Here is a 13,323-nt window from a genome sequence, read left to right on the forward strand (position 1 = left end):
CTGTCACGCGGCCGCAATCCGCCGCTCGAATGCCGCTTCCGCCTTCAGGCTGTCGAGATCGCGGCCGACCGTCGCGACCGCGAGCCGCGTGTTGCCGCGCCAGTACGCGATCGAACAATCGTGCGCGCCGAGGTCGCCATCGATCTCGACACGATCGAATTGCTCCGCATGCCCGACGTAGTTGACCGTCAGGTCGTAATGCTGGGTCCAGAAGAACGGCACCGCGTCGAACGGCCGCTGCTGTCCGAGCAGGTTGCGCGCGGCGGCGATGCCCTGCCGCTCGGCGACGACCCAGTGCTCGACGCGAATCCGCTCGCCCGTCAGCGGATCGGGCCAGCGCGCGATGTCGCCGGCCGCATAGATACCGGGCGCACTCGTCTGAAGGAAGCGGTCGACCGTCACACCGCGGTCGACGGCCAGCCCCGCGTCCTGCGCGAGCGCCACGTTCGGATGCACGCCGATGCCGACCACCACGAGATCGGCCGGCAGCACGTCGCCGGTCGACAGCGTCACGCTGTCGGGCGTGATCCGCGCGGGTGTCGCACCGAGATGGAACACCACGCCGTGCGACTCGTGCAGTGTCTGGATCGTGTTGCCGAGCGCTTCGCCGAGCACGCGCGCCATCGGATGCGCATCAGGCGCGACGACCTGCACGTCGAGCCCGCGCGTGCGCAGCGCGGCGGCCGCTTCGAGCCCGATGAAGCTCGCGCCGACCACGACGCAGCGACGCGTCGTTTTCAGCTTGCCGATCAGTGCGTCGCAATCGGCGCGCGAGCGCAGCACGCACACGTGCGGCAGATCCGCACCGGGCACCGTCAGCCGGTTCGGCTCGGCCCCCGTTGCAAGCAGCAGCGCGCCGTATCCGACGCGGCTGCCGTCGGCCAGTTCGACTGCCTGCTGCGCGGGATCGATTCGTACGACACGCGTGCCGCACCGCACGTCGATGTGATGGTCCGCATAGAACGACGGCGCACGCAGCGGCAGCCAGTCGGCATCGGCCGTGCCGGCGAGATAGTCTTTCGACAGGTTCGGCCGGTCGTACGGCGGATCGGCATCGGCCGTGAGCAGCGTGACGGGATGCGGATAGCCTTCCTGCCGCAGCGTCACCGCGGCCGCGATGGCCGCCGCGCCGCCGCCGACGATCACCACCGACGCGGGCAGTCCGGCCGCATTGAGCACCGGCGGCACGGCGGCCGGCCGTTCATCGAGCACGACGGCGCGGCCGTCGCGGCGTTCGACGCGCCAGCACGGCAGCCCGTCGAGCGCCGGCGCGCGTAGCAGCTCGCCGGTGCGCAGGCAGAATGCCGCGTGATGCCACGGGCAGTGGATCGTGTCGCCCTCCAGCAGGCCGTCGGCCAACGGCGCGCCATAGTGCGGACACTGCGCGCCCACGGCAAACAGTTCATCGGCGCGGCGCACGAGCAGCACCGCCGCGTCGCCGACATGGCCCTCGATCATTGCGCCGTCGGCGAGCTCGTCGAGCGCGATGCCTTGCGTGAGATCGGGGCGTGACGACGAATCGTCGCTAGCAGTCATGACGTGGCTCCCGAAAAGTCAGGTAACGATCCCATTATCGACATCCCTCCTGAAAAGAACAGGTACAGACGTCCCCGCAGCGCACGCAAACACGCACTGTAGCTTGTACGAGACCCATGACGGGCGTAGAACGTCATCAACGTTGCGGCGCAACACGGCAGCGGCCGGCGGCGCACGCCACGCCTCCTGCGCAAGCCGCGTGCCGCCTTCCCCCGTCACCAGGAGTACTACCCGATGGCCACCGTCCTGTGCGTGCTGTACCCCGATCCCGTGGACGGCTATCCGCCGCGCTACGTGCGCGATGCGATTCCGGTCATCACGCACTACGCGGACGGACAGACCGCGCCGACGCCGGCCGGGCTGCCCGGCTTTCGTCCCGGCGAACTCGTCGGCTCGGTGTCCGGCGCACTCGGCTTGCGCGCCTACATGGAGGCGCACGGCCACACGCTGATCGTCACGAGCGACAAGGACGGCCCCGACTCCGAATTCGAGCGCCGGCTGCCCGAAGCGGACGTGGTGATCTCGCAGCCGTTCTGGCCCGCGTACCTGACGGCCGAACGGATCGCCCGCGCGCCGAAGCTGAAGCTCGCGCTGACGGCCGGCATCGGCTCCGATCACGTCGATCTCGACGCCGCCGCGCGCGCGCACATCACCGTCGCCGAAGTCACCGGCTCGAACAGCATCAGCGTGGCCGAGCACGTGGTGATGACGACGCTCGCGCTGGTGCGCAACTACTTGCCGTCGCATGCGATCGCGCAGCAAGGCGGCTGGAACATTGCCGACTGCGTGTCGCGCAGCTACGACGTCGAAGGCATGCATTTCGGCACGGTCGGCGCGGGGCGTATCGGGCTCGCCGTGCTGCGCCGGCTGCAGCCGTTCGGGCTGCATCTGCACTACACGCAGCGCCACCGGCTCGATGCGTCGGTCGAGCAGGCACTCGGGCTCACGTATCATGCCGATGCCGCGTCGCTCGCGAGCGCCGTCGACATCGTCAACCTACAGATCCCGCTGTACCCGTCGACCGAGCACCTGTTCGACGCGGCGATGATCGCGCGCATGAAGCGTGGCGCGTACCTGATCAACACCGCGCGCGCCAAGCTGGTCGACCGCGACGCGGTCGTGAATGCCGTCACGTCCGGGCATCTCGCGGGCTACGGCGGCGACGTGTGGTTTCCGCAGCCGGCGCCGGCCGATCACCCGTGGCGCACGATGCCGTTCAACGGGATGACCCCGCACATCTCCGGCACGTCGTTGTCCGCGCAGGCACGCTACGCGGCCGGCACGCTGGAGATCCTGCAATGCTGGTTCGACGGCAAGCCGATCCGCAACGAATACCTGATCGTCGACGGCGGCACGCTCGCGGGAACGGGCGCGCAGTCGTACCGGCTGACCTGACGCTGCGCACGCGCCGCACGCCGCACGACGCGCGGCTCGCGGCGGATCACTCAGTCGAGGCAGTAGGCGGCGAGCTTGCCGACCGCGATCACCGCCTGCTCGATCTCCGGCGACCACGGACTGCTGTAGTTCAGCCGGATGAAGTTCCGGTAGCTGTCCGTGATCGAGAACATGTAGCCGGGCCCGATCGTGATCCCCTGCTCCAGCGCGAGCTGGTACAGCCGCATCGCGTCGATCTGCGCAGGCAGCTCGATCCACAGCACGTACCCGCCCGCCGGGCTCGAGATGCGCGTGCCCTCTGGAAAGAACCGCGACACCATCGTGCGCATCAGGTTCGCCTGCTGCGCATACGCCTTGCGAATCCGCCGCAGGTGATGCTCGTAGCCGTCGCGTTCGAGAAACTCCGCGATCGCGAGCTGCGGCAACGACGGCGTCGCGAGCGTGTTCAGGAATTTCAGCTTCTCGACCTGCTCGCGATAGCGGCCCGGCAGCGCCCAGCCGATCCGGTACGCGGCCGTCAGGCTCTTCGAGAACGACGAACAGTGCAGCACGATGTCGTGCCGGTCGAACGACTTCAGCGTGCTCGGATGCATGTTGCCGAAGTACAGTTCGTTGTACACGCCGTTCTCGATGATCGGCAGGTCGGCTTTCGCGGCGAACTCGACCAGCTCGCGCTTGCGCTCGTCGGGCATCTGGAAGCCGAGCGGGTTCTGAAAGTTCGGCATCACCATGCATGCGGCGATCGGCTGCGACTTCGCGATCGCGGCCAACGCGGCAATGTCGATCCCGTATTCCGGATGCGTCGCCACCTCGATCGCCTTCATTCCCATCCGCTCGATCGCGTGCAGCATCGCGTAGAACGTCGGTGACTCCACCGCGATCGTATCGCCCGGTTTTGCAACGGCCTGCAGGCACAGGTTGATCGCCTCCGTCGCGCCGACCGTCACGATGATCTCGTTCGGGTCCACCGACATCCCGTTTTCCAGGTAGCGGCGTGCGATCTGCCGGATCAGCCGCGGATGGCCCGGCGGCAGCCCGTCCGTCACACCCCACAGCGACTTGTCGCGGCCGGCCGCATACGCATAGCGGTTCAGCTTCTCGAACGGAAACAGGCTCGGGTCCGGATACGGCGAGCCGAGCGGCACCGCGTCGTCGGTGCCGATCGAGCGCAGCGTCGACAGCACCAGCCGGCTCACGTCGACCGACGACGAGATCGCGATCGGCTTCGACGGCCGCAGCTCACGCACCGGCGCATGGCTGTCGTCGCGCCGCAGGTTCACGAAATAGCCCGACTGCGGGCGGCTTTCGAGCAGCCCGCGGCTTTCCAGCAGCAGATACGCATGCAGCACGGTCGTGATGCTGATCCGGTGCTGCTGGCTCGCCTGCCGCACGGAAGGGACACGATCGCCGTGTCGATATACGCCCTGCCGGATGAGTCTCTCTATGTCGTTTGCAAATTTCTCGTAGAGCTTCATCCGCCTCGCCCCGCCAACGGTGAACCGGCGTGCGATGCACGGGCGGCGTGGCCGCGCCGGTGCACGAAGCCGGATAGCCGTGCCCGGGCGCGGGCGTCCCGGTGCGAACCTCGTCCGTTATCGAAATTGAAGGCGGATAGCAATGCGAATCTCATCAAGACAAGGTTCGGCATCCTACTGCGTCATTTCGACGAATGTAAGTGACAGTTTGGCGAGGAAACGTGAAATCCGGCCGGCGTGGTGAACAGATTGAAACGCGACGTCAAACGGCCCCGCGCGATCGCGTGGCAGGCATTCGCCGGGCGCGGTGCCGACGCGCGGCGTCGCGGTTTGCCGACGGCCATCGGGCGGCCAGTCATGCGAAGCCCGGTCACACGCGGGCCCCGCGTGCGCTCAAGCGTCGTCGACGTTGTCCGCGTAGTGATCGATCGCGACCTTGCACTCGTCGAACACCACCGTCAGCAGTGCAATGTCGTTCGACTCGACCCACTTGCGGATCTGCAGGAATTGCCCGGTGCCGAGATCGGCGAGGCGGACCGGATCGTCGGTCGTCACATCGACGCTCGCGATCGCGCGGTTGCCGTGGCCGGGCAGCGGCGACAGCGTCGCCGCGATGTCGAAGCGACGGTACGATTGTTCGATGCGCATGCGGTTCTCCCGTTACGGTTCGACAACGACACGCTCAGTCGAGCGACTGGCGAAACACCTTGCCGCCGAATCCCGTCACGACGTTGTCTACCGAGAACGGCGTGTCCTCCTTCGCTTCCAGGATGACCGCGACGCTGCCGGGCACGAGCCGCGCGGCCACCGTCTCGACGAACGTGCCGTCGAGCAGCGCATTACCGGCCGCTTCCGCGAGAATGCCGGCGCCCGCACCGGCCGCCATGCCGGTGACCACGCCGAGCGGCCCCGCGAGCAGGCCGAGCAAGCCGCCCGCGATCGCGCCGATCACGCCGCCCTTGAACGGCCGCGATTCGGCGTGGAGGACCGCGAGCTTGCCGGTCGCGTCCTTCTCGACGACGACGCCGTTCTCGACGTGGAATCCTTCGTCCTTCTCCGACAGCGCCTCGAAATCGTTCGCGGCCTGGCGGGCCGTGTCGACGCTGCCGAACACGGCGACGATCAGTTGCTTGGTCATGCGATACCTCGCTCGGTTGAATGGTCAGGGGCAGCGGCCGCACCCGATGCGGCACGCCGGGGTTCGATTCAGACGCCGATGGCCGCCTCGCGTGCACGCGCCGCGTCGGCATACGCGTACGCAGCTTCTCGCTGCAACCCGGCGACGGACGGCGCGCGTGCGAGCGCCGGATCGGCATCGCGCGTGTCGCGCGCCAGCCGGTAGGCGTCCGACGCCGCGCGCTGCAGCTCGATCGCCTGTTTCGTTTCGACGGAATGTGTGCTCATCCGGCACTCTCCTTGCAGGGACAGCGAACATGCATGCGGCCGGCCGCCCGCGCGTTACCTGCGCGCATGCGCATCGTCCTCGACATCGGCGACGTCGGCCGGGAAGCGGTGCTGGCCGAAACTCAGGATCAGCACGCCGACCGCAAGCAGCACGATCCCGAACGTCGTCATCAGCATCCGTTCGGGGCTGTCGGTCGCGCCGCGCAGGATCAGGTCGCGCGCGAGCGACGTCATCGCAATGAACAGCGGAAACCGCACGGGCAACCGGCCGAGCCGCAGGTAACGCACGTCCATCGCGAGCACTTCCAGATACAGGAACATTAGCAGCAGGTCGGTCAGCGACACCTCGCCCGCGAGCACGACCTTCCACGCCTCCTGCGCCATCGCGAACGCGGTCGCGAGCCCGATCACGATCAGCCCGGCCAGTTCGGCCGCGTGCAGGAAATGGCCGAAGCGGCGGCGGATGCGCTCGGCGGGCGAGCAGGGAATGGTGGTCGTATTCAAGGTGACAGTCGCTGTGATGAGGCTTGAACGGCGCCGGGCGGCGGCGGGAAAGTCGCGTCGCGCGCGGCGACATGCACGGTATCGTGCGCAGCGGGCCTGTCCGGCATATCGGGCGCATGCGGGCCGGCCGCGCCGGTCGCCTGCTCGACCGCGGACAGCGTCCGGCGGCAGCACACGTGAAACGCGTCACCCGCATCGGTGCAGGCGACGTCGTCGTGGTCGCGGCACAGCAGCAGGCGGCAGCCGAGATACCGTTCGACGCCGTCGATCCGTTCGCTCACCTGCGCTTCGTCGAGTTGCAACGCGGACGCCGCACCGGACAGGCCGCCATGCTCGACCACCGCGACATACACACGCATCGCTTCCAGCAGGTTCATGATGACGCTCCTCGTGGCGGCGCAGCGGGACCTAATCTACTGCACGCGGCACGCACGCTCAAGAGCACAGCGCCGCATGCGCCAGGAGTACAGCTGCGCGGGCGCCGGCCAAAATCCGGCCCTGTTTGACGCATTCGCATGACAGTTTCGCAATTCGTGTTCCAAAGACCGGCCGAAGCTGCTAGATTGCTTGCTCGACGACGTGACGCGGCGCGGGCAGGTCACGCGCCCCGTGCGGCCGCCACCGCTGCGGCCCGTTGCGCGAGGCCCGCGCAACGTCCTTCATCCGCATGACACCAAGAGAACAGTCGCATGACACAGTTCAACCGTTCGCCCTCGCGCGCCACGGCACTACCGTCCCGACATGACTGACCGGCAAGCCACGATGCAGACACCTCCCCCGATCCCCCAAAACGTACACAGCACGATCACGCGCAGCGCGATCTTCCTCGTGGCGACGATCAATCCCGGCGCCGACCACGCCGATACGATCCGCTCGTGGTGCGGCGACATCGCCGCGCTCGTGCGCTCGGTCGGCAAGCGCGTGCCGGGCGGCAACCTCACCTGCGTGTGCGGCTTCGGCGCCGACGCATGGGATGCGCTGTTCGGCAACCCGCGTCCCGCCGCGCTGCATCCGTTCCGTGAATTCGGCGCGGGCCAGCGCGTCGCGGTCGCGACGCCGGGCGACATCCTGCTGCACATTCGCGCGGAAGCGATGGACCTGTGCTTCGAACTCGCGACGCAGCTGCTCGGCGCGCTCGGCGATGCCGTCACGGTCGTCGACGAGGTGCACGGCTTCCGCAATTTCGATCAGCGCGCGATGATCGGCTTCGTCGACGGCACCGAGAACCCGGAAGGCCGCGACGCGGTCGACTTCACGGTGATCGGCGACGAGGACGCCGAATTCGCGGGCGGCAGCTACGTGATCGTGCAGAAGTACCTGCACGACATGGCCGGCTGGAACGCGCTGGCGGTCGAGACGCAGGAGCGCATCATCGGCCGCACCAAGCTCGCCGACATCGAGCTCGCGCCGGACGTGAAGCCGTCGTGCTCGCACAGCTCGCTGACCACGCTCGACGAGGACGGCAAGGAAGTAAAGATCCTGCGCGACAACATGCCGTTCGGGCGCCCGGGCGCGGGCGAATTCGGTACCTACTTCATCGGCTACGCGCGCTCGCCGGCGCCGATCGAGCAGATGCTCGAGAACATGTTCGTCGGCCGCCCGCCCGGCAACTACGACCGCCTGCTCGACTACAGCCGCGCGGTCACCGGCTCGCTGTTCTTCGTGCCGTCCGCCGACCTGCTCGAAGCGCTCGCCGATCGCGCGGCGCCGGCGGCCGATGCCGCGGAGCCGGAACCGGCATCATCCGCGCCGCATCGCGACGGTTCGCTGAAAATCGGCTCGCTGAAAGGCGTGCCGTCGTAACGCACATCGCCAAAGTCCGGCGCGCCCACCCCGCGCCGGGCGAGACGGGTTGGCGTGCCATGAACGACCTCCACTCGTTGTGAAGCTTCAATAGACTGCGCCTATGATTCATCCGGGCTCGGTCCGGGCAACGGAACGCCGCCGAGCCCCGGCGTCCGGAAACCCTGCCGGATGAATGTTAGTAAGAATGCACGACACGCGATGGGCCCGCGACCGGAAATGGTTCGGCGCACCATCGAGCGCGACCCGAGCGACGGTCGCGGCGTTCCGCACCCGCGCACTCCCTCTCCCCTCACGTGAATTGCAGAACAGTTGCGCCGCAGCAGGGTGTCGCTTCGATTTGTGCTGCAGCGGTGTCAATAGAGCCTGCTAATATGCATTTCGTCCGCGATCGGCTTGCCGGGCTCAGGCGCAGTCCGTCAGCCGATCGGCCAACCATGAAGTGTTTTCGCTGACGTGAGGCAACCAAAACCCATGAACAACCTGCACCGCGAACTCGCCCCGATCTCGTCCTCCGCCTGGGAGCAAATCGAGGAGGAAGTGGCACGCACGTTCAAACGATCGGTGGCCGGCCGCCGCGTTGTCGACGTCGACGGCCCCGAAGGCCCCGAGCTGTCGGCCGTCGGCACCGGGCACCTCGTCGACGTCGCCGCCCCGCGCGAGCTGGTGAATGCGCGGCTGCGCGAAGTCCGCACGATCGTCGAGCTGACGGTGCCGTTCGAGTTGAGCCGCGATGCGATCGACAGCGTCGAGCGCGGCGCGCGCGACGCCGACTGGCAACCGGCGAAGGATGCCGCGCAGCGGCTCGCGTTCGCCGAAGACGGCGCGATTTTCGACGGCTACCCGGCCGCCGGCATTCTCGGCATCCGCGAAGGCACGTCGAACCGCAAGCTCACGCTGCCGGCGGACGTCGCCGCCTACCCCGACGCGATCAGCGACGCGCTCGAGGCATTGCGGCTTGCCGGCGTCGACGGCCCGTACTCGGTCGTGCTCGGCTCGGATGCGTACACGGCGCTCAGTGAAGCGCGCGACCAGGGCTATCCGGTCCTCGGCCATATCAAGCGGATCGTCAGCGGCGAGATCATCTGGGCGCCGGCGATCAGCGGCGGCTGCGTGCTGTCCACGCGCGGCGGCGATTACGAGCTGCACCTCGGGGAAGACGTATCGATCGGCTACACGAGTCATACCGACAAGGTCGTCCGCCTGTACCTGCGCGAAACGTTCACGTTCCTGATGCTCACGAGCGAAGCATCGGTGGCCGTGGCGCCGCAGGGCACCACGGCGGCCTGACCGCGGTTGCCTGCGCGCGGTGCCCACCCGGCGTCGCGCGCGAGCGGCCGCACCGCCGGCCGCCTATTCGTCGCCGATCAAACCCATCTTGCATGGAGTGTGTGATGAGCGAGTCGAATGAAGCATTGCAAGCGCTGCAGGCGTCGGTCGACCACCTGAAGCAGGCGGTCGACGCGAACGCGAGCAGCCAGGCCGGCGACACCGCCGTGCTGTTCACCGTCTTGTCGCTGGTCCTGGCGGAGTTGCCGCCCGACACGCGCAACCTGATCGAGGATTCGTTCTCCGTCTGGGCCAATGGCCTGGCGGATGCGGCACTGTCAACGGACGTGAAGCGGATCGCCCGACAGCGGCTCGCGATGACCCTCCCGGACTGACCGCGGCACACCACGGTTGCGACGTGTCCGGCCCGGACCGTGCAACCCGCCCTCGCCTGCGGCCGCCACACACGCATCGTCTGCGGTGCGTGTGGGGCGACGCTTGACCGCTCGCGGCACGCGCCCCCTGTGGCGCTTGCGTCGCGCCTCTCCATCCGCGCTGCCTTTCGTCCCCCGATTACCGGCGCCCTGCGCGCCGATGTCGCACCGCGATCCGTTCGCGTTCCGCCCGCTTCCGCTTCCTGTCATCCCACGCTGCGCACGCCGCGCACGCCCGTGGCGCCGTGCGCCCGCCCGTCTGTACTCCTTGCCACCCGTGCGCGAGCGCATGCGAGGGTGCAATTCACGGCCGGGCCGGTGCAGAACTGTGCCTTGGATAGCCTCCGCCGATTCGCTATTTTGAACGCAGTCGAAGCGATGCCGTGGGCTCCTCCCGGCACGCACGCTTGCCGCCCTGACCGCGACCGTGCACGACGCCGACGCGCGCCGCGTGACAGCACCGGTGCCGCCCGCGCGCCGCCGTGCCGCGTGTCGTGCGTTCGCGGTCGGACGCGCCCAAGCGCCGCACCGCATCGGGACTTCACCCTTCGACCCACTTTCACCGACAGGAGCCAGACCACCATGCCCGCACTTTGCGATATCTGCCACGCCCGGCCGGCCGTCGCGCGCGCAACCGTGATGCAGGACGGCGAGCGCAAGACGATCTCGATCTGCGATTACCACTTCCGTCAGCTGATGCGGCATCAGAGCATGCTGAACCCGTTCGATTCGCTGCTGGGCGGCGGCTCGTCGTCGCTGTTCGGCGGGCTCGACGACGACGCGCCGCTCGCCGCCGAGATTCCGCGCGAATCGGTCGACCCGACCGACGCGTTCAGCGAGCAGACGCTGGAGCTGCTGCAGCGCGCGGCCGAGAAGGCGCACGAGCTGCGCCGCAGCGAGCTCGACTCCGAACACCTGCTGTACGCGCTCGCGGACACCGACGTGTGCGCCGCGCTGCTGAAGGAACTGAAGCTGTCGCCGGACGACATCAAGTCGTACATCGACGCGCATGCGCACACCGGCACGGCCGATCCCGATGCGCCGCTCGACAAGCTGTCGATCTCGCCGCGCGTGAAGAAGGCCGTGCAGTACGCGTTCCAGGCGTCGCGCGATCTCGGCCACTCGTACATCGGCCCCGAGCACCTGCTGATCGGGCTCGCGTCGGTGCCGGACAGCGTCGCCGGCACGCTGCTGAAGAAATACGGCGTGACGCCCGAGGCGCTGCGCCAGAAAGTCGTGAAGGTGGTCGGCAAAGGCGCCGAGGACGGCCGCGTCGATGCGCCGACCGGCACGCCGAACCTCGACAAGTTCGGCCGCGACCTCACCGCGATCGCGCGTCAGGGCAAGCTCGACCCGGTGCTCGGTCGCGCGCAGGAAATCGAGAGCACGATCGAGGTGCTCGCGCGCCGCAAGAAGAACAACCCGGTGCTGATCGGCGAGCCGGGCGTCGGCAAGACGGCGATCGTCGAAGGGCTCGCGCAGCGGATCGTCAACGGCGACGTGCCCGAGGTGCTGCGCGACAAGCGGCTCGTCGAAGTCAACATCAACTCGATGGTGGCCGGCGCGAAGTATCGCGGCGAGTTCGAGGAGCGCGCGAAGCAGCTGATCGACGAAGTCACTGCGAAGCAGGACGAACTGATCCTGTTCATCGACGAGCTGCACACGATCGTCGGCGCCGGCCAGGGCGGCGGCGAAGGCGGCCTCGACATCGCGAACGTGCTGAAGCCCGCGCTCGCGCGCGGCGAGCTGAGCCTGATCGGCGCGACGACGCTCAACGAATACCAGAAGTACATCGAGAAAGATGCCGCGCTCGAACGGCGCTTCCAGCCGGTGTTCGTGCCGGAGCCGAGCGTCGAGCAGACGATCGTGATCCTGCGCGGGCTGCGCGACAGCCTCGAGGCGCACCATCAGGTGACGTTCGCCGACGACGCGTTCGTCGCGGCCGCGGAGTTCGCCGATCGCTACATCACGTCGCGCTTCCTGCCCGACAAGGCGATCGACCTGATCGACCAGGCCGCCGCACGCGTGCGGATCGGTGCGACGTCGCGCCCGGTCGACATCCAGGAAGGCGAAGCGCAGATCGCGCAACTGAAGCGCGAGCAGGACTACGCCACGTCGCGCAAGCGCTTCGACGAAGCGAAGCAGTTCGAGGAGCAGATCAACGCGAAGCAGAAATCCGTCGACGAGATGATGGAGGCGTGGCAGCGCAAGACCGGCTCCGAGACGCTCGAAGTCACCGTCGAATCGGTGGCCGAGGTCGTGTCGCGGCTCACCGGCATCCCCGTGTCCGAACTCACGCAGGAAGAGCGCCAGAAGCTGTTGAAGATGGAAGAGCAGCTGCGCGAGCGCGTGGTCGGCCAGAGCGACGCGGTGGTGGCCGTCAGCGATGCCGTGCGGCTGTCGCGCGCGGGGCTCGGCCAGACGCACCGGCCGATCGCGACGTTCCTGTTCCTCGGGCCGACGGGTGTCGGCAAGACCGAGCTCGCGAAGGCGCTCGCCGAGACCGTGTTCGGCGACGAGCAGGCGATCATCCGCATCGACATGTCCGAGTATATGGAGCGGCACGCCGTTGCGCGGCTGATCGGCGCGCCGCCCGGCTACGTCGGCTACGACGAAGGCGGCCAGCTCACCGAGCGCGTGCGGCGCCGCCCGTACAGCGTGATCCTGCTCGACGAGATCGAGAAGGCGCATCCGGACGTCTACAACGTGCTGCTGCAGGTGTTCGACGACGGCCGCCTGACCGACGGCAAGGGCCGCGTGGTCGACTTCAGCAACACGATCATCATCGCGACGAGCAACCTCGGCGCCGCGATCATCATGGACAACCTCACGCAACCGGAAGCCGCGCGCAAGACCGACAAGGCGATCCGCGAGGAACTGATGCAGGTGCTGAAGGGGCATTTCCGGCCCGAGTTCCTGAACCGGATCGACGAGGTGATCGTCTTCCACGCGCTGTCGAAGGAGAACATCCGCGCGATCGTGCAGATCCAGCTCGACCGCGTGGTGCGCACGGCCGCGGCGCAGGACATCACGCTCGTGATGGGCGACGCGCTCGTCGAGCACCTGACCGAAGCCGGCTACCAGCCGGAGTTCGGCGCACGCGAGCTGAAGCGCCAGATCCGCCAGACCATCGAGACCCGGCTCGCGAAGGAGATCCTCGCCGACCGGCTGAAGTCGGGCGACCGGTGCGAGGTTGACTACGACAAGGCCAGCGACGAAGTGAAGTTCACCAAGCTCGCGGCGCCTGAAGCGAAGGAGACCAAGGACGCGAAGAAGGACGCCGACGGCAAGGCGAAACCGAACGGCAAGGCGGCCAAGGCCACCGACGATGCGAAGACGGGCGACACGCCCGCCGATGCACCGCCGCCCGCGCCTGCCGCGAAAGCGTCCGGCAAGAAGTCGTCCGGCGCGAAGAAGGACGCGCACTGAAAACCCGCACGCCCCGCACGCACGGGGCATGCATGACCGGCTCCGTCCACCGGACGGAGTCGCCCCACGCCGCG

The 13,323-nt window shown here is 68.0% G+C and carries 12 protein-coding genes; 5 read left to right on the forward strand and 7 right to left on the reverse strand.

What is annotated here, in order from left to right; genetic code table 11:
* Nucleotides 1-3 precede the first annotated feature (3 nt).
* The gene (locus tag CFB82_RS36445) at nucleotides 4-1,536 is read right to left on the reverse strand and encodes an FAD-dependent oxidoreductase (protein WP_089487196.1); all 1,533 of its coding nucleotides are present in this window, start codon (nucleotides 1,534-1,536) and stop codon (nucleotides 4-6) included.
* Between the two features lie 234 nt (nucleotides 1,537-1,770).
* Between CFB82_RS36445 and CFB82_RS36450 the strand changes: the two genes are divergently transcribed.
* The gene (locus CFB82_RS36450; RefSeq protein WP_089487197.1) at nucleotides 1,771-2,931 is read left to right on the forward strand and encodes an NAD-dependent formate dehydrogenase; all 1,161 of its coding nucleotides are present in this window, start codon (nucleotides 1,771-1,773) and stop codon (nucleotides 2,929-2,931) included.
* Between the two features lie 50 nt (nucleotides 2,932-2,981).
* On the opposite strand, the gene CFB82_RS36455 is transcribed toward CFB82_RS36450, so the two are convergent.
* The 6 genes from CFB82_RS36455 to CFB82_RS36480 form a co-directional block, all read right to left on the reverse strand.
* Nucleotides 2,982-4,406, reverse strand: a complete 1,425-nt coding sequence (locus CFB82_RS36455; protein WP_069249479.1) for an aminotransferase-like domain-containing protein — start codon at nucleotides 4,404-4,406, stop codon at nucleotides 2,982-2,984.
* 393 nt (nucleotides 4,407-4,799) lie between these two features.
* Nucleotides 4,800-5,054 (reverse strand): hypothetical protein, encoded by a 255-nt coding sequence (locus CFB82_RS36460; RefSeq protein ID WP_089487198.1) that lies wholly within the window; start codon nucleotides 5,052-5,054, stop codon nucleotides 4,800-4,802.
* Nucleotides 5,055-5,088: 34 nt separating this feature from the next.
* On the reverse strand, nucleotides 5,089-5,544 hold the full coding sequence (locus CFB82_RS36465; RefSeq protein ID WP_089487199.1) for a DUF1269 domain-containing protein: 456 nt from the start codon (nucleotides 5,542-5,544) through the stop codon (nucleotides 5,089-5,091).
* A gap of 68 nt (nucleotides 5,545-5,612) precedes the next feature.
* Complete coding sequence (locus CFB82_RS36470; RefSeq protein WP_089487200.1) at nucleotides 5,613-5,810, reverse strand: hypothetical protein; 198 nt, start codon at nucleotides 5,808-5,810, stop codon at nucleotides 5,613-5,615.
* Nucleotides 5,811-5,864: 54 nt separating this feature from the next.
* The gene (locus CFB82_RS36475; protein ID WP_089487201.1) at nucleotides 5,865-6,314 is read right to left on the reverse strand and encodes a phosphate-starvation-inducible protein PsiE; all 450 of its coding nucleotides are present in this window, start codon (nucleotides 6,312-6,314) and stop codon (nucleotides 5,865-5,867) included.
* Complete coding sequence (locus CFB82_RS36480; protein ID WP_089487202.1) at nucleotides 6,311-6,691, reverse strand: LysR family transcriptional regulator; 381 nt, start codon at nucleotides 6,689-6,691, stop codon at nucleotides 6,311-6,313. Before CFB82_RS36480 ends, CFB82_RS36475 begins: the two co-directional genes overlap by 4 nt.
* A gap of 364 nt (nucleotides 6,692-7,055) precedes the next feature.
* Between CFB82_RS36480 and CFB82_RS36485 the strand changes: the two genes are divergently transcribed.
* From CFB82_RS36485 to CFB82_RS36500, 4 genes are all read left to right on the forward strand, one after another.
* A complete protein-coding gene (locus CFB82_RS36485; RefSeq protein WP_089487203.1) occupies nucleotides 7,056-8,117 on the forward strand; it encodes a Dyp-type peroxidase in 1,062 nt (353 codons plus the stop codon).
* Between the two features lie 474 nt (nucleotides 8,118-8,591).
* Entirely contained in the window at nucleotides 8,592-9,407 is an 816-nt protein-coding gene (locus tag CFB82_RS36490) for a family 1 encapsulin nanocompartment shell protein (RefSeq protein WP_089487204.1), read from the forward strand.
* Between the two features lie 104 nt (nucleotides 9,408-9,511).
* Nucleotides 9,512-9,781 (forward strand): hypothetical protein, encoded by a 270-nt coding sequence (locus CFB82_RS36495; RefSeq protein ID WP_089487205.1) that lies wholly within the window; start codon nucleotides 9,512-9,514, stop codon nucleotides 9,779-9,781.
* 621 nt (nucleotides 9,782-10,402) lie between these two features.
* Complete coding sequence (locus CFB82_RS36500; RefSeq protein WP_089487206.1) at nucleotides 10,403-13,249, forward strand: ATP-dependent Clp protease ATP-binding subunit; 2,847 nt, start codon at nucleotides 10,403-10,405, stop codon at nucleotides 13,247-13,249.
* The last annotated feature ends 74 nt before the right edge of the window (nucleotides 13,250-13,323 follow it).

Origin of the sequence: Burkholderia sp. HI2714 (genome assembly GCF_002223085.1) — a bacterium.
Taxonomy (GTDB): Bacteria; Pseudomonadota; Gammaproteobacteria; order Burkholderiales; family Burkholderiaceae; genus Burkholderia; species Burkholderia lata_D.